The sequence below is a fragment of the Paenibacillus mobilis genome, from assembly GCF_058267595.1.
The window spans coordinates 238551-265393 of sequence record NZ_JBZCMS010000005.1 but is presented as its reverse complement, the minus strand read 5'-3'; the positions used below and the strand labels follow the sequence as shown (position 1 = coordinate 265393).

At 54.2% G+C, this 26843-nt stretch carries 24 protein-coding genes; 15 read left to right on the top strand and 9 right to left on the bottom strand.

What is annotated here, in order from left to right:
• The first annotated feature begins 144 nt into the window (after window positions 1–144).
• The 4 genes from AC3ZPD_RS12045 (at window position 145) to AC3ZPD_RS12030 (ending at window position 4787) form a co-directional block, all read left to right on the top strand.
• Entirely contained in the window at window positions 145–1038 is an 894-nt protein-coding gene (locus AC3ZPD_RS12045) for a carbohydrate ABC transporter permease (protein ID WP_490984537.1), read from the top strand.
• A complete protein-coding gene (locus tag AC3ZPD_RS12040; protein ID WP_490984536.1) occupies window positions 1035–1841 on the top strand; it encodes a carbohydrate ABC transporter permease in 807 nt (268 codons plus the stop codon). Before AC3ZPD_RS12045 ends, AC3ZPD_RS12040 begins: the two co-directional genes overlap by 4 nt.
• 2 nt (window positions 1842–1843) lie before the next feature.
• On the top strand, window positions 1844–2929 hold the full coding sequence (locus AC3ZPD_RS12035; protein WP_490984535.1) for a hypothetical protein: 1086 nt from the start codon (window positions 1844–1846) through the stop codon (window positions 2927–2929).
• 70 nt (window positions 2930–2999) lie between these two features.
• Window positions 3000–4787 carry a glycoside hydrolase family 2 protein gene (locus AC3ZPD_RS12030; RefSeq protein WP_490984534.1) on the top strand — a complete coding sequence of 596 codons (1788 nt, stop codon included), beginning with the start codon at window positions 3000–3002 and terminating at the stop codon, window positions 4785–4787.
• An 80-nt stretch (window positions 4788–4867) separates the two neighbouring features.
• Here the strand turns inward: AC3ZPD_RS12030 and AC3ZPD_RS12025 are convergent, their stop codons facing one another.
• The 4 genes from AC3ZPD_RS12025 to AC3ZPD_RS12010 all read right to left on the bottom strand — a co-directional run bounded on the left by AC3ZPD_RS12025 (window position 4868) and on the right by AC3ZPD_RS12010 (window position 8357).
• A complete protein-coding gene (locus tag AC3ZPD_RS12025; protein ID WP_490984533.1) occupies window positions 4868–5410 on the bottom strand; it encodes a GNAT family N-acetyltransferase in 543 nt (180 codons plus the stop codon).
• Window positions 5411–5452: 42 nt separating this feature from the next.
• Window positions 5453–6883 carry a CynX/NimT family MFS transporter gene (locus tag AC3ZPD_RS12020; RefSeq protein WP_490984532.1) on the bottom strand — a complete coding sequence of 477 codons (1431 nt, stop codon included), beginning with the start codon at window positions 6881–6883 and terminating at the stop codon, window positions 5453–5455.
• Between the two features lie 47 nt (window positions 6884–6930).
• Window positions 6931–7602 (bottom strand): FadR/GntR family transcriptional regulator, encoded by a 672-nt coding sequence (locus AC3ZPD_RS12015; RefSeq protein ID WP_490984531.1) that lies wholly within the window; start codon window positions 7600–7602, stop codon window positions 6931–6933.
• Window positions 7603–7721: 119 nt separating this feature from the next.
• Entirely contained in the window at window positions 7722–8357 is a 636-nt protein-coding gene (locus AC3ZPD_RS12010; protein WP_490984530.1) for an esterase/lipase family protein, read from the bottom strand.
• 102 nt (window positions 8358–8459) lie between these two features.
• Between AC3ZPD_RS12010 and AC3ZPD_RS12005 the strand changes: the two genes are divergently transcribed.
• Window positions 8460–8993, top strand: a complete 534-nt coding sequence (locus AC3ZPD_RS12005; protein ID WP_490984529.1) for a DUF1572 family protein — start codon at window positions 8460–8462, stop codon at window positions 8991–8993.
• 133 nt (window positions 8994–9126) lie between these two features.
• Here the strand turns inward: AC3ZPD_RS12005 and AC3ZPD_RS12000 are convergent, their stop codons facing one another.
• Window positions 9127–10188, bottom strand: coding sequence for a LacI family DNA-binding transcriptional regulator (locus AC3ZPD_RS12000; protein WP_490984528.1), 1062 nt, complete (start codon window positions 10186–10188; stop codon window positions 9127–9129).
• 352 nt (window positions 10189–10540) lie between these two features.
• Between AC3ZPD_RS12000 and AC3ZPD_RS11995 the strand changes: the two genes are divergently transcribed.
• The 9 genes from AC3ZPD_RS11995 (at window position 10541) to yunB (ending at window position 21942) form a co-directional block, all read left to right on the top strand.
• Entirely contained in the window at window positions 10541–11875 is a 1335-nt protein-coding gene (locus AC3ZPD_RS11995; RefSeq protein WP_490984527.1) for an ABC transporter substrate-binding protein, read from the top strand.
• 16 nt (window positions 11876–11891) lie between these two features.
• Window positions 11892–12767 carry a carbohydrate ABC transporter permease gene (locus tag AC3ZPD_RS11990; RefSeq protein WP_490984526.1) on the top strand — a complete coding sequence of 292 codons (876 nt, stop codon included), beginning with the start codon at window positions 11892–11894 and terminating at the stop codon, window positions 12765–12767.
• Window positions 12754–13593: a carbohydrate ABC transporter permease gene (locus AC3ZPD_RS11985; RefSeq protein WP_490984525.1), complete on the top strand. Its 840-nt coding sequence runs from the start codon at window positions 12754–12756 to the stop codon at window positions 13591–13593. Before AC3ZPD_RS11990 ends, AC3ZPD_RS11985 begins: the two co-directional genes overlap by 14 nt.
• 48 nt (window positions 13594–13641) lie before the next feature.
• Window positions 13642–14580 (top strand): MTP-1 family protein, encoded by a 939-nt coding sequence (locus AC3ZPD_RS11980; RefSeq protein ID WP_490984524.1) that lies wholly within the window; start codon window positions 13642–13644, stop codon window positions 14578–14580.
• Between the two features lie 69 nt (window positions 14581–14649).
• Window positions 14650–15723, top strand: coding sequence for a BtaManbiosPhlase (locus tag AC3ZPD_RS11975; RefSeq protein WP_490984523.1), 1074 nt, complete (start codon window positions 14650–14652; stop codon window positions 15721–15723).
• 336 nt (window positions 15724–16059) lie between these two features.
• The gene (gene treC / locus AC3ZPD_RS11970) at window positions 16060–17775 is read left to right on the top strand and encodes an alpha,alpha-phosphotrehalase (RefSeq protein WP_490984522.1); all 1716 of its coding nucleotides are present in this window, start codon (window positions 16060–16062) and stop codon (window positions 17773–17775) included.
• A 139-nt stretch (window positions 17776–17914) separates the two neighbouring features.
• The gene (gene treP, locus AC3ZPD_RS11965; RefSeq protein ID WP_490984521.1) at window positions 17915–19963 is read left to right on the top strand and encodes a PTS system trehalose-specific EIIBC component; all 2049 of its coding nucleotides are present in this window, start codon (window positions 17915–17917) and stop codon (window positions 19961–19963) included.
• A 127-nt stretch (window positions 19964–20090) separates the two neighbouring features.
• Entirely contained in the window at window positions 20091–20807 is a 717-nt protein-coding gene (gene treR / locus AC3ZPD_RS11960; RefSeq protein WP_490984614.1) for a trehalose operon repressor, read from the top strand.
• Window positions 20808–21030: 223 nt separating this feature from the next.
• Complete coding sequence (yunB, locus tag AC3ZPD_RS11955) at window positions 21031–21942, top strand: sporulation protein YunB (RefSeq protein ID WP_490984613.1); 912 nt, start codon at window positions 21031–21033, stop codon at window positions 21940–21942.
• A 95-nt stretch (window positions 21943–22037) separates the two neighbouring features.
• Here the strand turns inward: yunB and AC3ZPD_RS11950 are convergent, their stop codons facing one another.
• On the bottom strand, window positions 22038–23066 hold the full coding sequence (locus tag AC3ZPD_RS11950; RefSeq protein ID WP_490984520.1) for a M23 family metallopeptidase: 1029 nt from the start codon (window positions 23064–23066) through the stop codon (window positions 22038–22040).
• 220 nt (window positions 23067–23286) lie between these two features.
• On the opposite strand from AC3ZPD_RS11950, the gene AC3ZPD_RS11945 reads away from it, so the two are divergent.
• Window positions 23287–24093: a YutD family protein gene (locus tag AC3ZPD_RS11945; RefSeq protein ID WP_490984519.1), complete on the top strand. Its 807-nt coding sequence runs from the start codon at window positions 23287–23289 to the stop codon at window positions 24091–24093.
• 86 nt (window positions 24094–24179) lie between these two features.
• On the opposite strand, the gene AC3ZPD_RS11940 is transcribed toward AC3ZPD_RS11945, so the two are convergent.
• From AC3ZPD_RS11940 to ylbJ, 3 genes are all read right to left on the bottom strand, one after another.
• Complete coding sequence (locus AC3ZPD_RS11940; protein WP_490984518.1) at window positions 24180–24983, bottom strand: NAD kinase; 804 nt, start codon at window positions 24981–24983, stop codon at window positions 24180–24182.
• 265 nt (window positions 24984–25248) lie between these two features.
• Window positions 25249–25413, bottom strand: a complete 165-nt coding sequence (locus AC3ZPD_RS11935) for a hypothetical protein (protein ID WP_490984517.1) — start codon at window positions 25411–25413, stop codon at window positions 25249–25251.
• A gap of 63 nt (window positions 25414–25476) precedes the next feature.
• Window positions 25477–26772 (bottom strand): sporulation integral membrane protein YlbJ, encoded by a 1296-nt coding sequence (gene ylbJ, locus AC3ZPD_RS11930; RefSeq protein WP_490984516.1) that lies wholly within the window; start codon window positions 26770–26772, stop codon window positions 25477–25479.
• Between the last annotated feature and the right edge of the window lie 71 nt (window positions 26773–26843).

The window sequence follows — 26843 nt, the reverse complement described above, 5'->3', positions numbered from 1 at the left end:
TCAGCTCCAAAACAAAGCGCGAGGCATATGGATTAAGGGACGAACCGGAAGCGAAGGCCTGCTGCAGTTTTTGCCATCTTAAGGGATCTATTTTATTCCACGAAGCAGGCCCCGCGGTCGTTCCGGAAACGGGGTGGACGGAAAATGAGAATGAAGAAAGGGAGGGCGGACCTTCAGGCGCTGCTGTTCCTGCTTCCTTTCCTGGCCGTGTACGGCTTGTTCACGATATGGCCGATGCTCAAAGGCGTTGAGATGACGTTCTACAAATGGACGCTGATCCGCAAAATGAGCTACATCGGCTGGGACAACTACCGCGAGGTGCTGCAGGACCGGGAAGTGTGGGAGGCGTTTTGGCACTCCGCCATCTTTGTGGTTTTTACGACGCCGACGATGATTGTCTTGTCGATTACACTGGCGCTGATTGCCAACCGCAAATCGGTGCTGCAGAAGTTTTACCGGAGCCTCTTTTTTATTCCGAGCGTGCTGTCGGTGGCCGTGGCTTCTTATTTGGGTTTGTTTGTGTTCCAGCCCTACACCGGGCTTGTGAACTCGGTGCTTCATCTGTTCGGGATTCTGCCGGAAGGCTCGGAGCTGTTTTGGCTGACCGAAACGGCGCTGGCCTGGGTAGCCATCTCTGTGCTGACCTTGTGGTGGACCGTCGGTTTTAACTTTATTTTGCATCTGTCGGCCATCCAGGAGATTCCCGAGGAAATTTACGAGGCGGCCCGGCTCGACGGGGCGAATGACCGCCAGATGTTCTGGAAAATCACGCTGCCTTATTTGGCGCCGATCACACGCACCATCACGATGCTGCAGATTATCGCTTCCTTTAAGGTGTTTATGCAGATCTATATCATTACCGGCGGCGGACCGCTCGACAAGACCCGGCCGATCATCCAGCTGATTTACCAGACCGGCTTTAAGAAAAACGACCTCGGCTACGCGGCCACCATGTCGTATCTGCTGTTTGTCATTTTGCTGATCTTGTCCGTGTTGCAGTACTGGTTGAATAACCGGAAAGGAGCGGATGTGCGATGAAGTGGTTTTACCGGATTTTTTCGATCCTCATGGCTATCCTGTTTGCGGCTCCGCTGGTTTGGATGCTGGTCGTTTCGATCAAGGAAGAAGGCATGAAGATTATCACCGTACTGGACTGGTTTAAACCGCCTTATTCCTTTGCCGTTTATGACGAAATCCTGAGCGGGACGAAGTTGACGAACTGGATTGTCAACAGCCTGCTGGTGGCGGTGCTGGTGACGATTTTTACCGTGTTGTTCGCCGCTTTGGCCGGATTTGCGTTATCCAAGCTGCCGTTCCGCTACCGGACGTTGACGTTTTTCCTGGTGCTGGCGGGGCTGCTGATTCCGGGCGAAGCCACGATCATTCCGCTGTACCAGGTGGCCAAGGATATGAGCCTGCTTAATTCCTATCAGGGTTTAATTATCCCGGCATTGGCTTCTCCGGTGGCGGTCATTGTGCTCAAAAGCTTCTTCGACGGCATTCCGAACGACCTGCTCGAAAGCGTGCAGATTGACGGGGGCGGCACGTGGCGGATTTTTACGCAAATGATGCTGCCGCTGACGAAACCGGCGCTGGCTTCCATGGCGATCCTGACGTTTATCGGGTCCTGGAACAACTTCCTATGGCCGTTCCTGTCCATCACGGACGACAACCTGTTTACGCTGCCGATGGGCATCCCGACGCTGATGGGCCAATATTCGGAGGATTACGTGAAGCCGATGGTCATCAACGCGATTTCTTCGATTCCGATCATCATTTTGTTCGTCATCTTTGAACGCCAGATCGTCAAAGGCATCAGCATGTCGGGCATTAAAGGATGAGCATGAGCGGGCCGGAAAAAATCCCCCTCAAACACGAAACCTCCATCGACCTGTTTAAGGGTTTGCTGGTCATTGGCATGGTTTATTGCCACAGCCTGCAGTTCTTCAGCGACCAGCAGGTTTATCCCGCCGGGCAGCGCTGGATCGACCTCATCAATCTGCTGACGTTTTCCGGATTCGTGTTCAGTTTCGGGTACGTGTCGCAGCTCGCTTATTATGGAAAAAGCTTTCGGCAGGCCGCGCCGCGCATGCTGCTCACCGCCATAAAGATGCTGATCGCTTTCTGGCTGTCTGGCGCGGCTTACCGCCTGTTTATCGACGGCCGGCCTTTGGGCTGGGCGGGGATCAAGCCGATTTTGCGGGTGGAGGAAATGCCCGGCTGGTCGGAGTTCCTGATCTCCTTTGCTTATCTGACCTTTGCCGGCCTGGTGCTGTTTGCGCCGCTGAAATGGGCCGTCCGCCGCAAATCGGTCGGGTTCCTGATCGCCTTGCTGCTGCTGGGAACTCCTTTCATCCCGTACGGCGCCATTCACGCCGTCAAGCTGGGGCCGCTGCTCGGGACCCGCGATTTTGCGTCGTTCCCGGTCGTGCAGTATTCCCCCTATTATCTGATCGGCATGCTGTTCGCCAAATACCGGATCGGCTGGGACTGGCGGGTGCTTGCCGGAGCGGCAGCAGCTTCGGGGCTGTTTGCCTGGAGATGGCTGGGTTCGCAGGACGGCCTGCTGCCGGAACGTTTTCCCCCGTCGGTGTGGTGGATCCTCGGCCCTGCCGTCTTGCTGTACGGCTATTATTTGCTGGCGCGGCTGCTGGAGCGTTTCTCGGATGGGCTGCCGGCGCGTTTGGCTTACTCGTTCCGCCTGTTCCGGTCGCTTGAAGCGATGGGCAGCAACGTGCTGTGGTTTCTGCTGATGAGCAACCTGCTGATCTTTGCGATTGCAGCCAGCCAGCGGCCCTACGGGTTTATGATTTCCCCCGGCTCGGCCTTTGGCATGACGCTGATTCTGCTGGCCGTCATCGGCTTCAGCCTGTGGATCATGAGACCGGGGCAGGCGGCGGGGAAGCGGGGGCGTTCAGGCTTGAGCTGACGTAAACTTCATTATTTAAACGACGATTTTTCCTTAAACAACGCCACCATGGAGAGAGAGGAAGCTACTTATGAGCACATCCGTACCTACAAAATCTGTGACCACCAAATCCTACATCAAGAACTACCCGAGACCGCAATTTGTCCGCCAGGCCTGGCAGGATTTGAACGGCGAATGGGATTTCAGCTTTGACGACGAACGGGCCGGGGAGGCGGGCCAGTGGATGAACCGGTTCCCGGAAGGCCGGAAAATCACCGTTCCTTTCACCTATGAGACAAAGGCCAGCGGCATCGGCGAGGAGACGTTCCACCCGCTCGTCTGGTACCGCAAAAAGCTGACGCTTCCGGCTCAAGCGGAGGGCCAACGGACCCTGCTGCATTTCGAAGGGGTGGATTATAAAGCCACCTGCTGGGTGAACGGCGTTTTTGCGGGCGAACATGAAGGAGCTTATGCGGCGTTTTCCTTCGACATTACGGACAGCCTGAAACCCGGCGAGGAGAACGAAATCGTGCTGAAGGTCGAGGACAGCCAAAGCTGCACGCAGCCCCGGGGCAAGCAGCGCTGGGTCAACGACAATTTCGAATGTTTTTACGTGCAGACGACAGGCATCTGGAAAAGCGTATGGCTGGAGCACGCAAGCGAAACCCGGATCGAGAGCGTCAAAATGACGCCGGATATCGACCGGCAGATGATTCGTTTCGACTTTCAAATGCAGGGCCTGGAAGGGAAAAATAACCTGCGCCTCGAAGCGGAGATTACGCTTAAGGACCAGCCGGTCCGCTCGGTCAGCCTTTCGGCGGATAGAGCCTGGCTCACCGTGGAAACGAGCGTGCTGCACGAAGCCGGCGGTCCTTGGAAGCAAAGCTTGTGGTCGCCGCAAAATCCGAATTTGTACGATGTGGAGTTCGTGCTGTATGAAGGGGAACGGGAGATCGACCGCGTCGCTTCCTATTTCGGCATGCGCAAAATTTCGATCGAAAACGGCCAGATCCTGCTCAACAACGGGCCTCTGTACCAGCGGCTGATTCTGGATCAGGGCTACTGGCAGGACAGCCATCTGACCCCGCCTTCCGAAGAAGCGTTAATCGAAGACATCGACGCAATTGCCGCGATGGGTTACAATGGCCTGCGCAAGCATATGAAGATCGAAGACGCCCGTTTCCTGTACTGGTGCGACGTCAAAGGCATGCTGGTCTGGTCCGAAATGGCGGCCACTTACGAGTTCAACGACGAAGCGGTGGAGCGTTTTACAAGAGAATGGCTGGAGATCGTGCCGCAGCAGTATAATCATCCGTGCATCATCACCTGGGTGCCGTTTAACGAATCGTGGGGCGTGCCGCAAATCGGCCATGAAGTGAAGCAGCAGCAATTTACGGAAGCGATCTACCATTTGACCAAAGCGATTGATCCTTATCGTCCGGTTGTGACCAACGACGGCTGGGAGCACACCGTTTCCGACATTTTGACCCTGCATGATTACGTGGAGCGCGGCGAGGATTTTCTGGCCATGTATAAGGAAAAAGACGTGGTGGTGAACAACGGGGTATCCTTCAACCAGTGGAAGCACGCTTTTGCCGAAGGTTACGGCTATAAAGGCCAGCCGATCATCATCAGCGAATTCGGCGGCATCGCGTTCCAGACGGACAGCGGCTGGGGGTACGGCAACCAGGTATCTTCCGAGGAAGCTTTCCTGGAGCGGTTTGGCAGCATCGTCGGCGCGATCAAAGCGACGCCTTACATTTCCGGGTTCTGCTATACGCAGGTTACCGACGTGCAGCAGGAGGTTAACGGCCTCTTGACCGAGGACCGGAAACCGAAGATACCGCTGGAGAAGATCCGGGAGATTAATTTGGGATGATCGCAGATTAGCTGAAAAAAAGAAGCTGGCTCACGGCGTTGCCGGAGGCCAGCTTTTTGTGTATTAGCGGTGCAGGGAGATCACACCAGAATTTTATAGAAATACAGCGTCGTTCCAATGCTCGGGTTAAACGTTTGTTTCATCGTATCCGCTCCGCCAAGCTTCATGCCCTGCTTCAGGTAGAATCGGCAGGCGTTCAGGTTGTCGTCCTGGGCCTCCAGCATAATGCCGCGCAGTCCTTGCTCCAACGCCCACTTTTCTCCCGCTGCAAAAAGTTTTTTCCCAATCCCGCGGGCGCGGTGGCTTTGGCGGATCGCGATATTTTCCACGTAGGCCATGCGGTTCCAGTCTTGCACCAGACGAATTTGTCCGACGCACTCGGACCGGTCATAAGCCAGGAGGATGATTTTACCCGGTTTGCCGATATAATCGCCGCAGTCCAGCTTGTCGTCCGGAAACTTAATTTCATAAGGCGTCTCGAACAGCTCCTCCTGCACGGACCACTCCTTATTTAGAAAAGTAGGCACCAGCCGGCCCGGCGCCGGAAAAGGATCGTTTGCCGCGTTCAAATCCTGGGTTTGACTGTGATCCATCGGCATGATGCGGATGTTTTGGGATTCCATGAAAGTCCTCCTTGTATGGACACCTCTATTTGTAATCCCTATTTATTCGGGGAAAACGTAACGTTTTCCTTTAGATGGCGCGATCCCGACCAAAATTAGCACAGCCGCAGCGGCAAACAGCAGCAGCATCGGCACGTTCCACGAATGTGCCGCGTCATGCAGGGCGCCGAACAGAAACGGTCCGGTTGCAGCCAGCAAGTAGCCGACCGCCTGCGCCATGCCGGAAATTTCGGAGGCTTCCTGTGCCGTGCGCGTCCGCAGGCTGAAAAACATCATCGCCAGGCTGAAGGACGTACCTCCGGCCACGCCAAGCAGAAGGACGGATAACGAAAGGATAGCCAGATGTCCATCAGCCAGGAAAATGCCGGCAAAGCCTAAGAAATAAAAGCAGCCTGTACCGACCATCAGACTCAACTGGCTGTGCAGCCTGGCGGCGACAATCGGAATAACAAACGTAAACGGCAGCAGTCCGATTTGCAGCAGGGAAAGCATAAAGCCCGCTTGTTCGTGGGACAAGCCCTGGTCCAGCAGCATGTCCGGCAGCCAGGCGACAAACACGTAGAAGATAAAAGACTGCAGGCCCATATATAAAGTGATGTTCCAGGCCAGCGGAATCCGCCAGACGCTGCGGGCCGGACGGGAAGCAGGTTTGCCGGCGTTGGCGGCAGCCGGAGACCCGGCATTGCCCGAAACGCCTGAAACGGGCTTGGCGCCGGCCTCAACAGCCGAAACGGATACAGAAGCGGCTGCCGTGTTTTTCCGTGCAGCTCTCCCGTTGATATTATGTCTAAGCTGCGGCAGCCAGAACAGAATGGAGAGCAAAGCGACCATCGTAATGGTCAGCATGGTGCCCCGCCAGGAGAGCCCTGTGCTGCGCGCGATCGGAACGCTCGCGGCGGAAGCCACGGCGGCAAAGACGTTCATCGAAATGGAATAGATCCCGGTCATGATGCCGAGGCGGTGCGGGTATTCCTTTTTGATCAGCGCCGGAAGCATGACGTTCCCGACGGCGATGCCCAGGCCCGTTACGACGGTGCCGAGCAGCAGCCAGGTTTCGTTTCCGCCCTGGCGGATCAGGCTGCCTGCGAGCAGGACAACAAGGGCGGCAAACAAGGAATGCTCGATGCCGAATTTTCGCGAAAGCTTGGGCACAAACGGGGACAAGCCGGCAAAAGCAAGCAGCGGCAGCGTGGTCAGAAAGCCGGCAAGCGTGCCGGAAATCGGGATATCGATCCGAATCAAGTCCAGCAGCGGGCTTATCGAGGTCAATGGCGTGCGCAGGTTAGCCGCGATCAAAATAATGCCGAGCAGCAGCAGGGCGGCGCTTCTTTTGACTCCGTCCCGCTCCGTCTCCAGATCGGATAAGGTGGTTTTAACCGGGCCCGGCGTCGCGTTGTTTTTTTTCGGCTGACCTTTGGATTCAACTGGGTTTGGCTTGGTATGACTTTGCTTTAAAATGTCTGTCTCTTGCATAAGTAGGTTTCTCCGTTTCTCTGTATTTGAAAGCAGCAAATGCGCGTTTAAGAGGACATAACCTTCTGTTTGAAAAAGGCGATATAGCGGTCTACCTCCAGGGCGGCCCGGGCCGCGTCGCGCATCTGAATCGCCTCCGCAAGCTCCGAATGTCCGATCTGGGACGTTTCGCCGAGTTCGGTCATTTTGGCAATGGAGGTTTGGATTTCCGCAAACAGGCTCCGGTAGATATCCGTCATCAGGGTATTGTGCGAAGAGGCCATGATCGCCTGATGCAGCTTCCAGTCGGCCTGGACGAACTGCTCCAGATTTTTATTCCGGTGGGCAGCCAGGCACAGCTCCGAATACGTTCGGATTTCCTCCAGGTCCTCCTCCGTCCGGTTGGCGCAGGCCAGCAGCACCGCCTGGCGGTCCAGGGCATGCCTGACCTCGAGCGTTTCCAGCAGCGTGGACCGCTGAACCCTTTTATGTAAAATAGCGTTCAGCTCGCTGGTCGCCACAACAAAGGTGCCGTCCCCCTGGCGGGTGTCCAGCAGTCCGACATGAACGAGGGCACGTATGGCTTCCCTTAAGGTGTTCCGGCTGACACCGAAGAACTCCATCAGCTCGCTTTCGCTGGGAATGCGCTGGCCGAGCCGCCACTCGCCCGAGGAAATCATCGTTTCCATTTCGGCATAAGCTTGTTCCGATAAGGAGGTGCGGCGCAACTTATTGATCATAAAACAAAACCCCTTGTTTAAACGTAGGATGTTTGAACCAATTCCTCGTTTAGGATAAAACAAAGGGAGCGGAAAGTAAAGAGATTTAAGGCCATAGAGGGGACAAAAATGCAGGAGCATTAACCCGAAAACGACCCCGTCCGGATAAACAGGGCCACGGCCGCAGCCGTTTCCGCTTCATAATGGATCTGCAGATGGTTGTAAGGAAGGATTAAAAAGTCTTTAAGCCCGTCGATCCGCACGGAGCTGAGTTCCACCCTTCCGTCGCTGTCGGCGCTCAGAAGCCGGCCCAGCAGGAGGTCGTTCCGGTTCCCGGCGATCGCTCCGACCTCCACCGAAGGGGCGGCCAGCCTGGTAAAACGTCCGGTATGCAGGGACTGCATCGTTTTAAACAGACGTACGTAGGGTTTGGCGTATTTGGCGGCCAGGTCGGCCAGTGTGGTGCCCATGTTCGGCGTTCCGATCAGCACGGCGCGGTGAATGTGCGAGTTATAAGAGGTCATGGCCAGGAACAGGCGGATCACCAGTCCCCCGCTGCTGTGGCCGACCAGGGAGATTTTTTCGCTAGGCTTAAGGTGTTCCAGGAACGTTTCAAAACGGGAGGCAAAAAGCTCCGCGCACGTTTCAATCGTTTGAAACGTCAAAGGCAGCCGGATCAGGTGGCATTCGAATCCGAGCCGGGACAGGTTTTCGCCCAGCACGCGCATATCTTTGGGGGTTTTGTGATACCCGTGCAGCAGCAGAATTTTATGCATGAAGGATTCCTCTCTCGTAACTAAACGTGTTATCCATTATTATATCCTTATCGAGGTTCTGCTTATAGGGCCGGACAAACGCCAGTCTAGGGAGGGAAACGCATGGTAGAGCTGATTAAGGACGTCCTGGAAGACATGAACAAGCAGTTGGAGCGAATTGAACGGAGTCTAGGCCTGCTGAACGATGAGCTTGTATGGAAGCGATTGAAGGCTTCCATGAACAGCATCGGCAATATTTGTCTGCACCTGGCGGGTAACGAATACCAGAATATTGTGAGCGCCATCGGAAATCGTCCGTTTATTCGTGAGCGTTCCCGCGAGTTTACGACGGATGGAGGGGGATCGAAAGAGGAGCTGATCACTCTTCTTCGGAAAACCCGATCCGAAGCGGAAGAGGTTTTATCGGCTTTATCGGCCGATGATTTGTCCCGCGAGGTGGTCATCCGTTATGATCGCGAGGATTGGAACCGAATGCACAGAGTGGAGGCCGCGGCCGGAGAGACCTATGATACAAGAGTGATCGGCCGGCTTCTGGTTCAGGTTTCCGCCCATTACGGGTACCATGCGGGTCAAATTGTCGTGTTCGCCAAACTGTTAACGGACACGGATGAGCATTTAACGGGACAATACCACTGACTTCAAAGGATTATGGCTAAAAATAACTCAAGCAAAAAGCCGGCTCATAAAAGGGCCGGCTTTTTGCTTTGGGATTTTGTAAACCCGGATTTTATCCTCTTTGACGAGGGCAAGGGGATATGGGGCATGGAGCTTATTTCCCCGGCGGCGGAGCCGTAGATTCCCGCACAAGCAGCTGCGTGGGCAGCAATATTTCCGTATAAGGCTGTTCCGGGTTGTGAAGCCGGCTGAACAGCTGCCTGATCGCATAGGTGGCAAACAGCCGGCGGTTGACGTCCAGCGTGGTCGTTGAGGGGGTGGCGACCTGCGACAGATAACCGTTGTCGAAGCTGACTACCGACACCTCCTGCGGAACCTTGACGCCGAGCTGCTGCAAAGCGGACGTAATCATGAAACCAAAGCCGTCATTGACGCAAAACCAGGCGGTCGGGCGTTCCTGCATATCTGCGATAGCACCGTGCACGTAACCGCTATCTTCGACGGCGTCCTGAATCAGCCAGTCTTCGCGGAGCCGGATGCCCGCCTCGAAGGCGGCAAGACGCATCCCTTCAAGCCGCTCGTAATGGCTGGGCGAATAATCGATATCGCCCATAAACCCGATGTCCTTGTGGCCGAGCTCAATCAGATGACGGACGCCTTCATAAGCGCTGAAACGGTTGTTGGTCAGGATGCTGTCGGCTTCCAGCGACGGATGGTGGTGATCGATCAGGACGGTAGGAACGCCGGTGTCCAGCACGGCTTGTACATAAGGCGTCGTGATGTGGCTCAGAATGAGAACGCCGTCTACCGAACGGTTCTCCAGGAAGGCGGGCAGATGAAGCGCCTCCGCGTCTTCCGGGCTGATGGATTGAATGACGAGCTCATAGCCGTATTTTTTCAATTCTTTGTCTACGCTTAAATAGATGTCTCCAAAAAACGATTTTCTGGAGAAAGCATAATCCGAAGCGATGAGGGCGATGGTCCCGCCGTCCGGAAGGACTGCGGAAGGATCGATGGAAGCAGGGGAAGCGGCAGTTTCGTGCTGCTGCCCGCGCCGGCTTTTTCCATAGACATATCCCATTTGTTCGGCAGTTTCCCTAACTAGGGCGCGCGTCGCTTCGCTGACCCCGTCTTTCCCTGTCAGCGCCTGGGAGACAGAGTTTTTGGATATATGAAGATGGTCTGCGATATCCTGCATCGTGACTTTATTTTTCAAAGTGGATTCAACCTCCGTCCAGCAAGAACCGGAAGGGCATTAAACCGGTCTTGCATTCGTTTTCATTTTTTCAGTTCCGGGGACGGCTGTCAAGCATTCCCCGGCCATGCGCGAGGCATCCTAAAGGAAGTGATTTTCTTATTCATATTGTAACGTTACAAAAATAGTTTGTAAACTCTTTTGTAATTTTGGATGAAGGATGATAATCTTTGAATCCGCTTGACAAAACTTATTTATAGCGTGATAATGAATGACATAAGCGCTTACATTTTATAAAACGAACAATTTGTAATTATATTCACCTGACTTTTTATTGGATTTTAAAATTACAACTTATGGGGGTCATGTTCGAATGATAAAAAAATCACTTGGTGTACTGCTGACTGCCGTCTTGGCTACTACGATGTTGTCCGCCTGCTCCACCGGTCAAAGCTCGACGGGAAACAGCGGGAGCGGAGACACCTCCAGCGGGGAAACGACCATTGAATTCTGGGCCGCGCCTAACCCTACCCAGCAGGCTTATTGGCAGGAAATGGCCAAAGCTTATGAATCCGGACATTCGAATGTAAAAATAAATGTAAGTGCGATTAAGGAGTCGCCGACTTCCGAAGCCAGCATTCAATCGGCGATCGCTGCGAAAAGCGCTCCGACCATGTCCGAAAATATCAATCGCGGTTTCGGCGCTCAGCTGGCGGACAGCAAAGCGCTGGTGCCGCTCGATACGCTGGACGGCTTCCAGGACATCATCAAGGAACGCAATATGACCAGCACGATTGAGCCTTGGAAGTTTGCGGACGGCCATCAATATGTGCTGCCGATTTACTCCAATGCCATGCTGTTCGGCTGGAGACTCGACGTACTGAAGGAGCTCGGCTACAACGAACCGCCGCAAACCTACAGCGAAATCGTGGAGCTGACCAAAAAGCTGAAAGACAAATACGGCGACAAGAAATACCTGTGGGCCAAAGCCGATCTGGCCGATCCTACGGCCTGGAAACGCTGGTTCGACTTCTACATGCTGTATGACGCGGCTTCCGGCGGCAACAAGTTTATTGAAGGCAGCCAGTTTACCGGCGACCAGAAAGCCGGCGAAGAAGTGTTTACTTTCGTAGATAATCTGCGAAAAGCAAACGGACTGCTGGCCCGTCAGGTGACCGATCCGTTTGAAAACGGCGTAGGCGTCTTTACCGACGTAGGTCCTTGGACATTTACAACCTGGAAAGAAAAGTATCCGAACCTGAAATACGGCGACAACTTTACGCTGTCGATGCCTCCGGTTCCGGACGGTATGGACCCTAAAGACAGCAAAACGTTTGCGGATACCAAGGGTTTGGTCGTTTACGCCTCCGCTACGAAAGAACAGCAGGCTGCAGCGATCGACTTCATTAAATGGGTATATGCCGACGCGGCAAACGACGCGAAATGGTTCGAGCAGACCAACCTGCCTCCTGCGCGCGACGATCTGACAACCAACGATTCCTTTAAAGCCATTTTGGATCAACAGCCGGAACTAAAGCCTTATGCGGAAAATGTGCCAAACGCGATCCCGCCGATGGATAACGCGAAATACAACGATTTGCAAACCATCATCGGAACCGAAGCTTTTAACAAAGTCGTCAAAGGGGAAATTTCTCCGGCCGACGGCTGGGCCAACATGAAGAAAGCGATTGAAAGCGCCCTTCAATAAGGGAGGATGACCGATTATGGATCAAAGAAACAATAAAATGGGCTGGTTATTTACCAGCCCCTACCTTATCTATTCGCTGATTTTCTTTTTCGGGCCGCTGATCTGGTCGTTTTTCCTGTCCGTTACGGACTGGAACCTGATCGCCCCGACCTTCAATATTATCGGGTTTGAAAACTTTGTGGACGCCCTGAAATCGCCAAGCGTACATTCCGCGTTCTGGGTGACCTACAAGTTTATGCTCATTTTTGTGCCGATCGTAACGGTGCTGGCGATTGCGGTTGCCGTGCTGGTGCACGGTCTGCCGCGGTTTAAAAGCCTGTTCCTGATCGGTTTTTTCCTGCCTTATCTGTCCTCGGGCGTCGTGTCCTCCCTGATCGTAAAAGGCCTGCTGTCTTATACGAGCCCGCTGAACGTTTTTTTGCGGAAAATCGGTCTCGATATCGACTGGCTGGGCACGCCGTTATCCGCTTTATTTATCGTCGGCCTTATCTTGGCCTGGAAGTTCACCGGCTATTATGCGCTGATCCTGACTTCCGGCCTGGAAAGCATCGATAAGGAAGTATATGAAGCGGCCGCCATCGACGGCGTTACCGACCGCCAGCGCTTCTGGCGCATTACGCTGCCGCTGCTGTATCCGTCGCTGTATACGACGCTGATTTTGGCGTTTGGCGTAACGTTCGGCATTTTCACCGAGGTGTACCAATTGACAGGCGGCGGTCCAAACAATGCGACCAACACCTGGCAGATGGAAATCTTCAAACAGGCGTTTACGAACCTGCAGGCCGGATACGCTTCGGCGGTAGCTTTGCTGGCTTCGGTCGCCACTTTTATTTCCATCTTTATCATTCGCAAACTACTGGAGATTTGGGGGAAGAGAAATGGTTGGGTCTAATCGAAATCGCGGCGTCAGACGTACGGTCCGGTATGCGCTCGCCATTCTCCTGCTCCTCGTAATGGTTTACCCGTACCTTTACATGGTGCTGAATTCGTTTGCCGACTGGGCCCAAATTGATAAACAGCTGTTCCCGACGAAATATAGCCTGAAATCGTATGAGTGGCTATTTACCGGAGGGGAGACGGGGATTACCCGTCCTTGGCTGCATGCTTTTCTGAACAGTGTCATCGTTTCACTGGCCTCGACGGTGCTGATGATGATCTTCGGCGTGATGGTCGCTTACGCGCTGTCCAAGCTGAACTTCTTCGGAAGGAACGCGATCAACAACTTTGTGTTGTTCCATATGTTTTTCCCGGCCATTATTTTGCTGATTCCAACGTTTCTGATTATCCAGAAAGTCGGGCTTTATGACAGTTACCTGGGATTGATTCTGCCGAAAGCGGTCAGCCTGTGGGCGATTTTTATGTACACCAACTTCTTTAAAGCCGTCCCGACGGTCTTTATCGAAGCCGCCCGGCTGGACGGGGCATCGGATCTCAAGATCATGTACAAAATCATGCTGCCGATGTCCAAGTCGATTACGACCGTCATTTTCCTGTTCCTGCTGATGGAACGGTGGACGGAGCTGCTGTGGGACATGATCGCCGTCAAAAGCGACAGCATGCTCACGCTGAACGTGCTCATTTCGCAAATGTTCGGGCCTTACGGCTCGTATCCGGGTCCGCTGTACGCAGCCTCCGCACTGCTGACGCTACCGATCATCATCATGTTTGTCATCTTCGGCAAGAAGTTCCAGGAGGGCATGCAGTTCAGTTTGAAATAAATCAAACGTTAAACAGATAGAAGGCCAATGGGGTAGGAGGAAGAAATCATGACTAGACAAAGAGAAGCTTTGACCTGTGTGACGCTTTTGGACGCTTACAACTGCAAGCAGACCAGGGCGGAACACGCGGAACGCTTACGGTTTGAAGGGGTAGGCGATAAAGACGTCTACAATATTGCGGCTCCTTTTGAAGATGAAAGGGAGTCCGTGATTCCGGGCCGTGTCGAGCCGCGGGACAGCGAGCATTCGCAGGTGATGTTTTTTGTGGAGCGGGACGGCAAATGGCTGCCGCGCGAAGGCGCGCCGGTATTTGATCTTCAGGACCCTTTTCACACCCGGATCGGGGGCGACCTGATCGTGGGGGGCGTGCAGATTTATCCGCATCCCGAGCAAGACAATGCGCTGATGTGGCGGACGGTTTTTTACCGGGGGAAATCCATTAACGAGCTGAAGGAATTTTTTAAAGGACCGGACGGCATGAAGGATTTGCGCCTGGTGGAGCTGGCGGACGGCAGCATTGGTATATTTACGAGACCGCAGGGGGAAAAAGGCGGCCGGGGCAAAATCGGATTTGCCCAGGTTGGTTCGCTGGATGAGCTGACGCTTCAGGTCATTAACGAGGCTCCGCTGCTGGAAGGCCAGTTCACGGAGGAGGAGTGGGGAGGCGCCAACGAAGCTCATCTGCTTAAGGATGGCCGAGTAGGGGTGCTGGGGCATACGGCCTGCTACGACAAAGCCGGTGACCGTCACTATTATCCGATGGCTTTTGTGCTTAATCCAAGTGACGGCTCTTTTACCGATATGGAGCTGATTGCCGTACGCGACCGCTTTCTGCCCGGACCGTCCAAACGGCCGGATCTGCAGGATGTCGTGTTTAGCGGCGGCTTGGTCCGCAACGCAAACGGCACGGCGGTGCTGTATGCGGGCATCAGTGATGCTGATGCGCAGCGCATCGTGATCGACGATCCTTTTGCTAAATTCGAATAACGTCTAACGTCGTACTGGAACCTCGGACTTTATTTCGTTAACTAAAGTGACTACAAGGAGCTAAATGCCATGAATATATACCGTTATGAACAAAATCCGCTGATTACGCCGGCTGATGTCCGGCCCCACCGCGAAGGCTTTGAAGTGATTGGAGCGTTTAACGCCGGGGTGGCCGAATATAAGGGCGAAACGATCCTGCTGCTCCGCGTGGCGGAACGTCCGGTCAGCCCTGACCCGAATATCGTGCTTGCTCCGGTTTACAATACGGACAAACAGGATCTTGATCTGGTGGAAATTCGCCTGGACGATGATCGTTATGATTTTTCCGACCCCCGGGTTATCATAAAGAAAACGGACGCTCCGGCGTTTGAATACCTCACCTCCTTGTCTTATTTGCGGATCGCCCGCAGCAAGGACGGACATCAATTTACGATCGATGACGAACCTTTCATTTACCCGTCCAATTCGCTGGAGATTTTCGGCATCGAGGACCCGCGGATTTCACAGATCGGAGATACCTATTACATTTATTTCTCGGCGGTTTCGCCGGTAGGCATCGGGGAGGCGATGGTGTCGACGAAGGATTTCCGGACCTGGACCCATCATGGCCTGATTTTTGGGCCGGACAACAAGGATGTCATTATTTTTCCCGAAAAAATAAACGGCAAGTATTACGCGCTGCACCGCCCGACAACCAAAAGCGTAGGCCGCCCGGAAATCTGGATCGCCGAATCGGACAATCTGCTGTATTGGGGCAACCACAAGCATTTGATCGGCCTGCGCCAAGGCATGTGGGACAGCGGCCGCATCGGCGGCGGAGCCGTTCCGATCAAAACCGAGCGCGGCTGGCTGGAGCTGTACCACGGGGCGACCAAGGACCACCGTTACTGCATGGGCGCCGTCCTGCTCGATCTGAACGATCCGACCAAAGTGATCGCCCGTTCCGGCAAGCCGGTCATGGAACCAGAAGCGGATTATGAAACCAAAGGGTTCTTTGGCGATGTGGTGTTCTCCTGCGGGGCTACTGTTCACGGGGACGTGATCCGCATGTATTACGGCGTGGCCGATACCTCGATGGCCTGCGCCGAGCTGAGCCTGCGCGAGATTCTCGAGAGTCTGGAGCCGGTAGTGGTTCGGGTCTGATCTTCTTTAAAATAGTAGGGCGGAAATCCTGATCCAATCAGGGTTTCCGCCTTTTTTATATGGAGAGCCTGCCCGGTGTAATTACTAGTTTGGCCGCTTATTTACTCTCATTTATTTCCATTTAATTTTCATGAATTTGCAGTGAAATTTTCTTGTTATTTTTCAATTTGAAAAGGCTTTATTTTTAGTTGACAACATGTATATACAGGATTAAAATGAACTCGTCATCCATACTTGTATATACATGTTTTTGTTTCTACGATCATAATATTAGGATATAAATTGAATGCCAACTTTTTGAAGATTCGATTTATACGACTCGGGGGGAGTTCATCCATGCATCTTGGGCAGACTGCGGAATGGTGGAAGAAATCAACCGTGTACCAGGTTTATCCCAAAAGCTTTAAAGATACCACGGGCAGCGGAACCGGCGATATCCGGGGGCTGACCGAAAAGCTCGATTATCTTCAGGAGCTGGGCGTCGACATGATTTGGCTGCAGCCGGTGTACGTATCGCCGCAAAATGATAACGGTTACGACGTAGCCGATTACTGCAGCATCGATCCGGCCTACGGAACGATGGACGATTTCGACGAGCTGTCGGCAGAGGTCCGGCAACGGAATATGCATCTGATGCTCGACATCGTTGTCAACCATTCGTCGACCGATCACCGGTGGTTTCAGGAAGCGCGCAAGTCCAGAAACAATCCGTACCGGGACTATTATATCTGGAAGGACCCGGCTCTGGACGGCGGTCCGCCGAATAACTGGCAGTCCAAATTCGGCGGACCGGCCTGGCAGTTTGACGAAACGACGCAGCAGTATTTCATGACTTTATATGATAAAACGCAGGCGGATCTGAATTGGGAGAACCCGGCGGTTCGCGAAGAAGTCGTCAAGCTGATGGAATTCTGGGCGCAGAAAGGCGTCAGCGGCTTCCGGCTGGACGTTATCAATCTGATTTCGAAAAATCAGGACTTCCCGGATGACGACGGCAGCGTCCCTCCCGGTGACGGACGGAAATTTTATACCGACGGGCCGCGGATTCATGAGTTCCTGAAAGAGCTGAACCGTCGCGTCTTCAAGCCCTGCAACCTCGTTACCGTAGGCGAAATGTCCTCGACTTCGCTGGAGAACTGCATTTTGTACTCCAACCCGGAGCAAGAGGAGTTGTCCATGACGTTTAATTTTCATCATTTGAAGGTGGATTATCCGAACGGGCAGAAATGGGAGCTGATGCCTTACGATTTCGAGCAGCTTAAATCGCTGCTGTCCGATTGGCAGACCGGCATGCAGGCGGGCGGAGGCTGGAATGCCCTGTTCCTGAACAACCACGACCAGCCAAGAGCGCTTTCCCGCTTCACGGACGACGGCGAATACCGCATCGAAAGCGCCAAACTGCTGGCCACAACGCTTCACGGTCTTCAGGGCACGCCTTATGTGTTCCAAGGGGAAGAGATCGGCCTGCCGAACCCGCAGTGGAAGGACGTAAGCGAAATGCGGGACGTCGAGTCCCACAATATGTACCGCATCCTGCAGGAGCGGGGAAAAAGTCCGGAGGAGGCTTTCGCGATTATCCGCGAGCGCTCCAGGGACAATGCCCGTACGCCGATGCTCTGGAACGGCGGCCCTGGGGCCGGTTTTACGACCGGCACGCCATGGATAAAGCTGGATGAACGTTATCCCTTCATCAATGTGCAGGATCAGCTTGCCGATCCGGACTCGGTATTCCATCATTATAAGAAGCTGATCGCGCTGCGTAAGGAGCTGCCGATTTTTACGGACGGCACTTTTGTCCGGCTGGATGAACGTCATCCGCAGGTGTTTGCTTACGGAAGATTTGGCTCGGGCGAAGCGTTGCTCGTGGTCTCCAATTTCAGCGGGCGTGACGCGGCCTACCGCTTCCCGGAGCAGACCGTTTCGGAATGGCTGAGCCGGGGGGAAGCAGAGCTGCTGGCAGGCAGCACGAAAGAAGCGCCGGCTTTAAAGACAGAACTGATTTTACCGCCTTACGGCTCTTATATGTGGAGGGTTCGCCGAACCTCTTCATGATAAACCGGATCCCAAGCGATCCGAACGGAAGAAGCGGGGCCGCTTGTATTTTTGGGGATGACCCATGCTCTCATGACCGGCGGCCCGGCAGAACCGTGTTATAGCTAAAGTAAAGCAGAACCTCTAAGGAGTGATTCCTATGTCACTGGACAGAACTAGCGTTGAACGAATCGTCAAGGCCGTCGGAGGCCCGGAAAATATCGAAATGGCGACGCATTGCGTCACCCGTCTCCGTTTTGTGCTGCATGATGAAAACGCTGTAAATACAGAAGAGCTGGAGAAAAACGACCTGGTCAAAGGCCATTTTTCCACGCAAGGTCAGTTTCAGGTCATTATCGGACCCGGTCTGGTCGACAAGGTTTACGAGGAAATGATGACGATTACCGGCGGAAGGCGCGCCTCCAAGGATGACGTGAAGAAGGCGGCGGGCAAGAAACAAAACCCGCTGCAGCAGGCGATCAAAACGCTGGCCGACATCTTTATTCCGATCCTGCCGGCGATTGTAACCGCGGGTCTGCTGCTCGGGATCAACAACATCTTGACGGGACCGGACATTTTTTATGCAGGCAAATCACTGGTACAGGTGTATCCGGCATGGAATGATTTCGCTTCGATTATTAATTTGATAGCCAATACGGCCTTTACGTTCCTGCCCGCTTTGATCGGCTGGTCGGCGGTCACCCGGTTCGGCGGAAGCCCGCTGCTCGGGATCGTGCTTGGGCTGATTCTGGTCCATCCGGATCTGCTGAATGCATGGAGTTACGCGCAGGCGAAGGTGGACGGCACCGTGCCGCATTGGAACCTGTTCGGCTGGCACATCCAGAAGATCGGTTATCAGGGGCAAGTGCTGCCGGTGCTCGTGTCCGCTTACCTGCTGGCCAAAATTGAACGTTACCTGAACAAACGCGTCAAGGATTCCATCAAGCTGCTCGTCGTAGCGCCGGTTACTTTGCTGGTTACGGGTTTCCTTGCCTTTACGATCATCGGCCCCGTCACTTTTGCCATTGCAAACGCCATTACCGACGGCGTGGTTTACATCTTTAACTCTTTCCCGGTTGTCGGCGGCCTGATTTACGGCGGTTTTTACGCTCTGCTGGTTGTGACCGGCATGCACCATACGTTCCTGGCGGTCGACGTTCAGCTGATCGGCTCGCAGGGCGGAACGTTCCTGTGGCCGATGCTGGCTTTGTCCAACATTGCCCAAGGCTCTGCCGCGCTGGCAATGCTGTTTGTTTTCCGCGAGCAGAAGAGCAAAGGTTTGGCTGTTACCTCTTCGGTTTCCGCTTTCCTCGGGGTAACGGAACCTGCGCTTTTCGGGGTGAACATCCGTTACAAATATCCGTTTATTTTCGGTATGCTCGGATCGGCTTTGGGCGGTATTCTCCTGTCCGTTAACCACGTGCTGGCTTCCTCGATCGGAGTAGGCGGCATTCCGGGGTTCCTGTCGATCTATGCCCAGCAGTGGGGCGTGTTCTTCGTCGGCATGGCCATTGTGCTGGTGGTTCCGTTCGGACTTACGGTTCTGTTCGGCAAGCTCGCGCAAAGAAAAGCCGGCTCTGCCGCCGGAACGGAAGCGCTTGCCGGTTCCTCTGCGGCGGCTGAAACGACAGCCTCGGCCTCTAGTGCGGCAAAAGCTCCGAGTCCCAGCGCGGTAAAAGGTGCGGCAGCAAGCTCCGCATCCGCGGCCATCAACAGCAGCAGCATAAACGAAGCAGCGGCAGTGCTGAGCATTGCGGCTCCCGTGGAGGGGGCGCTGCTGAAGCTGGAGCAGGTTCCCGATCCGGCTTTTGCCAGCCGGCAGATGGGTCCCGGCATCGCGATCGAGCCGGTAAACGGACGCGTTACGGCTCCCTTTGGCGGAACGGTTGTGCATTTTACCAAAACCAAACATGCCATCATGCTGGAGCATGCCAGCGGCGCACAGATTTTGATTCATGTCGGCATTGACACGGTGAAACTGAAAGGCGAAGGTTTCACTGCCCATGTGCAGACAGGCGATGAAGTGAAAGCCGGCCAGCTTCTGCTGGAGTTTGATCCGGAGGTTATCCGGGCAGCCGGGCTGTCCCTTGTGACCCCGGTCCTGGTGCCTGACGGGCAGCCGCGGATCGAAGGCGTGGAGGAAATGCCCGCGGGATTGCAGGTGGGTGGAACCTCTACTGTTCTGAAGATCCGATTGGCGAACCGGTAACGGTTTGTTCGCTGGGTTTCCAGCCTCTCCATGACATTTGCACGGAAAACGGCAAAGGCGCAGTCCGCAAGCGGGCTGCGCCTTTGTTCTTGCAGCCGGTTGTGATAAGATGGGAACGGTGATGATCGTGGTTAAAAATATCTTTTTGCAAATTTATAAAGAATATGCCGAACGTATTCAGGACGGAGGTCTGGAGCCCGGGGCAAAGCTGCCCTCCGAAAGCGAGCTGGCCGCCCAATACGACACAACCCGGGAAACGGTCCGTAAAGCGCTGAACCTGCTCGTTCAGAACGGCTACATTCATAAAATGAAAGGCAAAGGCTCTTACGTGCTGGATGTCCACCGGATGGATTTTCCGATTACCGGGCTGATCAGCTTCAAAGAGATGGCCGAGAAGCTGGGCAGGACAACCAAAACGGCGGTATACCAAACCCGCAAGGTGGAGGCCACGGCCGAAATTGCTCGCGATTTGCAGATCGAAACGGGCGATCCGGTATGGGAGGTCATCCGTTCCAGGGAATTCGACGGCGAGCGGATCATCCTGGACAAGGACTATTTTCTGCCGGGGATTGTGCCGGAGCTGACAAAAGCCATAGCGGCTCATTCCATTTATGATTATTTGGAGAACGGGCTTGGCCTGGTCATCAGCTACGCGAAGAAAGAAATTTCCGTCGAAGAAACGACGGAGGAGGACCGCAGGCTGCTGGACCATAAAGGCCTGTCCCATGTGGTCGTTGTACGAAATTACGTTTACCTGGAGGATACGACCCTTTTTCAGTACACGGAATCCAGGCACAGGCTGGACAAGTTCCAGTTCGTGGATTTTGCGCGCAGGGTCCGGTAAAAACAAGCAGCGGGTGAAGTGAGCTGTAACGCCGCACGACACGCCTATCAGAACAGGCAGGGTGCCCCGTTCCCGGAAGGGACTTGGCAGCCCTGTCTTCTTTTTTGCCATTTGTCCGCATAACCTTGTATTAGAGCTACAGTGCCGGGGGGTTATCAGCATGCGGATAGGTGGCAAAACAATCAGGTTAAGAAGGCGGCGATGGGGGAGCAGAAGAGGTTTGGTGAACCTGCGGCCGAAACCGAAACCAAGCGGCGGCTGGAAACCTGCGAGCAGATGGAAATCCGGCGGGGGAGGCGGGAAGCTGTCCGGCGGTTCGCCCCGCAGAGAAATGAAAAACCGAAGAAAGTGGGTCTGGATCATCGCTTCGCTGGTCGTCCTGATCCTCGTTGTCCAAATGTTCAGTTATGTCGAGCGAAAAATGGACGGTCCGCTCGTGGAGCTCGCCAAAATCCGGGTCAAGCAAATCGCGACCCAGTCGCTGAATGAAGCAATCACGGAGCAGGTGGCCAGCGACAAGCAGTATGGGGATCTGGTAGATTGGAAAACCGACGCCAACGGAAAAATAACCGGCTTTATGCTTAATTACAAGTCCCATCTGGAAATTACGTCGGAGACGGTGCAGACGGTCAAGCAGACGCTGGACCGCGTTTCCAAGCTGAACGAAAAAATCCCGATCGGCCAGGCGCTGGGCAGCACGATTCTCGCTTCTTTCGGCCCGCGCATCCCGATCCGGATCGAGCCGCAAAGCGACGTTAAAGTCGATTTGAACACCCGGCAGCAGGATGCAGGCATCAATTCGATCCTGGTGGAGGTTTATTTGCATATCCGAACCGAGGTTTCGGTCATCGTTCCGTTCAACATGGGCCCGCAGGTCGTGGAGACGGATATTCCCGTGTCTTATCTGATGGTGGTAGGCGATGTCCCGATGTATTATTACGACAACAAAGGCCAGCCTGTCGGGGAAAATGGAGCCAACGCGCCGAGCATTGCGCTGCCTTCGCAGAATCCGGGAGCCTCCTTGGGTTCGGGTTCTGGGACGAGTGCAGGAACGGGAGGCGGACCTGGCGCCGGGTCCGGTTCAGGGACGCAGCCTGACGTCAGCTCAGGCACTCCCTCCGTGACCTTGCCTTAAAAATAAAAGAGCCGTTCGACCCCATGGGGCTGGACGGCTCTTTTTAAATCCTAATAGACTCCCGGAGTTTGGCAAAAGGAAAAAAGGAACTCCCTTTATTTGCGCCTCCGCTCTTCGTTTTCCCATCTTTTGAGCAGCGGGTAGGGGTCGAAAGCCCATTCGTGATGGCCGGTATCCCGGTAGATGCCGTAATGCAGATGCGGCGGGAATTTGCCGGACGTGCCCGGCCCGCCGTAGCCGCTGCTGCCGACCCAGCCGATCACCTGTCCCGGCACTACGGTGCCGCCGACCTCAATGCTTTTGTCGAAGCCCTGCAGGTGGGCGTAATAATGATAGCGGTTCTGAATGTCGCGGATGCCGATTCTCCAGCCGCCGAAGCGGTTCCAGCCTTTGGTTTCCACAATGCCGTAGCAGGCGCTGCGGACCGGAACTCCGTAGGAAGCGAACAGGTCGGTGCCCTCATGGATGCGAAGCCCGCCAAACCCGCGCCGGTCTCCCCAGGTGTCGCGGTAGCTGTAGCTGCTCGACAAGGGAAGAACAAACGCGGTTTTGTTTAAATCGAGTGTATTAAAGGTCTGGTACAGCTTGGCAAACTGGCGGACCCGGCTGACCGCCCGCTCGTTCTGGTAATAACGCCATAAGGAAATTTGAAAATCCTCTTCCGTAAGGCCGACGCTTTTCATATAAGCCGCAAGGCTGTACAGCGCATCCCGGTCATCCTCCGGATTTGCCACGCCATCCCCGTTAGCATCCCGTCCAATCCCTCCGAATAAAGCGATCGTTGCCGGATGGGTGTCGTCGGGATTGGGGTTCAGGGCTCCGGCCCAGAACTCCGGCCGTGGGTTCAAGCCGATCAGCTTGCCTTTTAAGCGCTCCTGTTTGGACCTTGGCGTAACGGTTCGCTCATATTGCTCCAGGGCGGCCAGATAAGTCCAGGGTACCTGGGTCAGCTCGCTGATCTCCTGAAACATGGCCCGCCGCTCCTGCAGGATTTGCGCCGCTGTCGGCTCGGCCTGCTTGTCCGTTCCGTTTCCCTCGGCCTTCGGGCAGATCAGGGAGAACGGCAGCAGCAGCGCAAGAAAGGCCAACGCCAGCTTGCGGACGGTAACCGAAGCAAAGTTCATCTTTTTCCCTCCTTGTACAAACGGATAGAAACCAAACCCGAAATATGATTCTTAGTTAATTTGGTGCAAGAGGCGGATTTTTATCCATGGCCGGACGGAGTAATTATGCCGCTTTCATGATATAATGTGGGCAGTAGATTCGGCGCGGCATGGACACCCGTTAGGACAGGCAGGAAACAGGCAAGTCGGCAGGGCGCTTAACGAAACAGGGGGGACATCGTTGTTTATTCAAATCGGCAACAGAAGTTATGAATTGATCCAGGACAATCGGAACGGTTGGAACCCTGAGGCTTTCAAGCAGCGCTACAGCGAGGTGCTGGACCGCTATGATTATATCGTGGGGGACTGGGGATACAACCAGCTTAGGCTTAAGGGCTTTTACAGGGACAATCATCCGAAAGCAAACCGGGATACGGCCATTTCGGGTGTAATTGATTATATTAATGAATACTGCAATTTCGGCTGCGCTTATTTCGTTCTTCAAAAGACCAAGGAGCCGGTGAAGGAGGCTTCGGTCCAAGGCAAACCGGAGACGGAGGTAACGGAGGAGGGCCAGCCCGTAGAGCAGCCGCCTATGCGGGAGCATCTTTCCTCGCGGGAGCACCATGCCAAGATGAAGCAGGCCAGGGAGGCCAGCAAGGCGGCGGCGCGGGAAGCCCGGGAGGCGCGGGAGGGCAAGGACTTCAAAGACTCGAAGGACTTTAAAGACTCCAAAGACTCCAAAGACTCCAAAGACTCCAAAGACTCCAAAGACTCCAAAGACTCAAAGGAATCAAAGGACGGGCGGGATTCCAAAGAAGTCAGAGAGGCCAAAGAATCTAAAGGCCACAAAGAGGACTTTAAAGATCATAACAAAGACCCTAACAAAGAACATTCTAAAGACAACGCCAAGGATCATTCCCGGGATCACCGGGAGCAGAGCGGCAACAAAGAAGAGGCCAAGGAAAGCCGGGAGCCGAAGGCCCAGCGGGAACGGACGCCTCAGCCTCGTCAGCCTGAGGGCGAGGAACCGGACAAAGACATTTAGCCGCTGACCGGCTGGACGGTCAAGGCGCAAAAGAAAAACAAGCAGGACCAAAGCGAAAGGCTTCGGTCCTGCTTGTTTTTCTGCTCTTAATCCAGGAAGGCATTGCGTACGCGTTCCCAGAACGGAAACGGACGATAGCGGACAAAACTGATCTTCTGCCGGGCCACCCGGCATTTGACGGACAGCAGATCATTCAAATGGAGGCTGATGTGGTCCAGTGTGATCGTCAGGTTTTGTTCTTTGCGGGAGTAAATGTCGCAATGATGATGTTTGGGAAGCACCAGCGCCGAGCCCATCGTCCGGAACACCCGGTTGTTAATCGAGGCAATTTCCGAAATCTGCAACGCTTCGATGGTAGGGTGAACCATGGCTCCCCCAAGACTTTTGTTGTAAGCCGTGCTTCCGGAAGGAGTTGAAATACAAATCCCGTCACCCCTGAACATTTCAAACAGCTGGTCATTGATGTCGACCTGGGCTACCAGCGTGCCGTCCGTGCCTTTGAGCGTAAATTCGTTCAAGCAAATATAGGATAATGTACCGGATTTTTTGGTGATTTCCACTTCAAGCAGCGGATAGTTGACGATTCGCGGTTTCATCGTGCCAGGAGCTCCCTTGCCGCCCATCAGCGAAACCAGCTCAGGCAGCTCGTCTGCTTTCCAGTCGGCGTAAAAGCCGAGATGACCGGTGTGTACGCCTACAAAAGCTATAGAGGGGATCCGATCTATAAAAGTATGAAAGGCATGCAGCATGGTTCCGTCTCCCCCGATAGAGACGACGATTTCCGGAGATTTCGCATCCAGTTCAAACCCGTGTTCTCCGGCAAGTTTATGGAATTGTTCGGCCAGTTCAACCGAAAGGCTGTCTCCGCGGTCTAGAACGTAATATCTCAAGTGAAAAGCTCCTTTACCCGGGTGTGGTGTGTTCGTTCGTTTTGCCAATCATGATTATTATACCTTAAATAGACATCATTTCGTAACAATTCAGCAAGCGTTTATTTGCCAAATCGATGATAATCAATTCCTTAAACGAAAACAATATCAGGTTTGGATGAATATGATGCCGGGATTTAGCGAAACGCCCCTGCTTAATAAAAAGGTTTAAGCCAAGTATTCGCAAAAACAGCCTTCCTAACCATAGGAAAGCTGTTCGTTCTTTTTATTGACTGGGATCGGATACGGAGGTCTCGTTCTCGTCCCGGTTGTCGTAAGTATTGATCCAGCTGATCGGCCATTCGCCGCTGCTTTGCTTTTCCAGTCCAAACGTTGTTTTGTCCGCGGCCGGTTCTCCGTTGAATTCCAGATTTCTTTCCAGGTACACCACCGCTAAGTTGTTTCCAATCTTTATGGAAATAAAGGATATTATATCATCGGCATTTAAATATTGTCAGGTTCTGCGGGCAAGGCAGATTCTCCCAAGTTTCTGAATGAGAATCGCTAGAAGAGATAAAATAAGCATGACGGCAAGCAGTTTGAATCCATATGCAAAATTGCCGGCGCTGGCCTGCCAGGCATACGGCAAACCGGCGTTCCCCGCAAAGGCGGAGCCGGCTTCTTTGGGGCCGAAGAAAGGCCAGATCAGCAGGAGCAGTACAGCGGAGAGGACGGCATGGATCGAGCGGGCCATCAGAAACGGCAAATACCGCAGATCCGTAGCGTTCAGGATGCTGGCTACCTGGGCATGGACGGATAATCCGCCCCAGGACAAAATGAAAGCCGCCGCCGCCGCTTTAAAAGCTAAAGGGATGCCGTCCCCGGCGGCCGCCGCATTTTTGGCTCCAAGCGTAACCTCGAACAACCCGCTCATAAAAGGTTCCGCAAGCGCCGACGGCAGACCCATCCAAGGCAGCAGGCTGCGCAGGCTTTCGTACAGGAAGGCCATGACGCCCGATGCCGTCAGCACCTCCAGGAACACGGAGAAAAAGACGACCAATCCTCCGACCACGGCCATTAGACGGAGAGAGGTCGTAATCGCCTGGCTGAGCAGCTCGCCAAGCTCGCGTCCGTCCGCCATCCGGGCCTCGTGCATGGCCAGCAAGGCGGCTTTCAGGCGGGAACCGCGGGAGTTGAGTGGTTTGGCCGTGTCAGCAGGTTTGGCCGCATCCGGAGACCCAGCTTCCCGGGATCCCTGCGTCTGGTTGTCCGCCGGCTCGATTGGCTCGCGATCATGACGTCTGTAGAAACGCATGATCAAACCAATGATCACTGATCCGCCGTAGTGGGCAAGCGCCAATGCGCCGGCAAGCTGCGGGCTGTGAAAGAAGCCGACGGATACGGCGCCGATCAGAAAGATCGGATCGGAAGAGGTCGTAAAAGACACGAGCCTTTCGCCTTCCACACGGCTGATCAGCTTCTGCTCCCGGAGTTTGACGGTCAGCCGCGCGCTTACGGGATAACCCGCTGCAAAACCCATGGCGGCAACAAAACCGCCGCTTCCCGGAATCCGGAATACGGGTTTCATCAGGGGGTCCAGCAGTTTGCCGAGGAAATGGACGATTCCGAAGCCGAGCAGCACCTCAGAGATAACAAAAAAAGGGAACAGAGAAGGAAAAAGCACATCCCACCAGATGGACAGCCCTCTTACTGCGGCGTCCCAGGAGGATTGGGGGAAGGTCAGCATAAGCAAACAAATGGCGATGAGCGCCAGCAGGATGAGCGGCAGTCCAAGTCTGGATATCGGCACCTTTAACGCCTCCACAATCACGTTTTTTTATTTCGATCTTCCTTAGTTTTATGAAAGCAATAGGACAAACA

Excerpts from the sequence above, each read along its gene's own strand:
- AC3ZPD_RS12045 (WP_490984537.1), top strand. The coding sequence starts at position 145 with ATGAGAATGAAGAAAGGGAGGGCGGACCTTCAGGCGCTGCTGTTCCTG.
- AC3ZPD_RS12040 (WP_490984536.1), top strand. The coding sequence starts at position 1,035 with ATGAAGTGGTTTTACCGGATTTTTTCGATCCTCATGGCTATCCTGTTT.
- AC3ZPD_RS12035 (WP_490984535.1), top strand. The coding sequence starts at position 1,844 with ATGAGCGGGCCGGAAAAAATCCCCCTCAAACACGAAACCTCCATCGAC.
- AC3ZPD_RS12030 (WP_490984534.1), top strand. The coding sequence starts at position 3,000 with ATGAGCACATCCGTACCTACAAAATCTGTGACCACCAAATCCTACATC.
- AC3ZPD_RS12025 (WP_490984533.1), bottom strand. The coding sequence starts at position 5,410 with ATGGAATCCCAAAACATCCGCATCATGCCGATGGATCACAGTCAAACC.
- AC3ZPD_RS12020 (WP_490984532.1), bottom strand. The coding sequence starts at position 6,883 with ATGCAAGAGACAGACATTTTAAAGCAAAGTCATACCAAGCCAAACCCA.
- AC3ZPD_RS12015 (WP_490984531.1), bottom strand. The coding sequence starts at position 7,602 with ATGATCAATAAGTTGCGCCGCACCTCCTTATCGGAACAAGCTTATGCC.
- AC3ZPD_RS12010 (WP_490984530.1), bottom strand. The coding sequence starts at position 8,357 with ATGCATAAAATTCTGCTGCTGCACGGGTATCACAAAACCCCCAAAGAT.
- AC3ZPD_RS12005 (WP_490984529.1), top strand. The coding sequence starts at position 8,460 with ATGGTAGAGCTGATTAAGGACGTCCTGGAAGACATGAACAAGCAGTTG.
- AC3ZPD_RS11995 (WP_490984527.1), top strand. The coding sequence starts at position 10,541 with ATGATAAAAAAATCACTTGGTGTACTGCTGACTGCCGTCTTGGCTACT.
- AC3ZPD_RS11990 (WP_490984526.1), top strand. The coding sequence starts at position 11,892 with ATGGATCAAAGAAACAATAAAATGGGCTGGTTATTTACCAGCCCCTAC.
- AC3ZPD_RS11985 (WP_490984525.1), top strand. The coding sequence starts at position 12,754 with ATGGTTGGGTCTAATCGAAATCGCGGCGTCAGACGTACGGTCCGGTAT.
- AC3ZPD_RS11980 (WP_490984524.1), top strand. The coding sequence starts at position 13,642 with ATGACTAGACAAAGAGAAGCTTTGACCTGTGTGACGCTTTTGGACGCT.
- AC3ZPD_RS11975 (WP_490984523.1), top strand. The coding sequence starts at position 14,650 with ATGAATATATACCGTTATGAACAAAATCCGCTGATTACGCCGGCTGAT.
- treC (WP_490984522.1), top strand. The coding sequence starts at position 16,060 with ATGCATCTTGGGCAGACTGCGGAATGGTGGAAGAAATCAACCGTGTAC.
- treP (WP_490984521.1), top strand. The coding sequence starts at position 17,915 with ATGTCACTGGACAGAACTAGCGTTGAACGAATCGTCAAGGCCGTCGGA.
- AC3ZPD_RS11950 (WP_490984520.1), bottom strand. The coding sequence starts at position 23,066 with ATGAACTTTGCTTCGGTTACCGTCCGCAAGCTGGCGTTGGCCTTTCTT.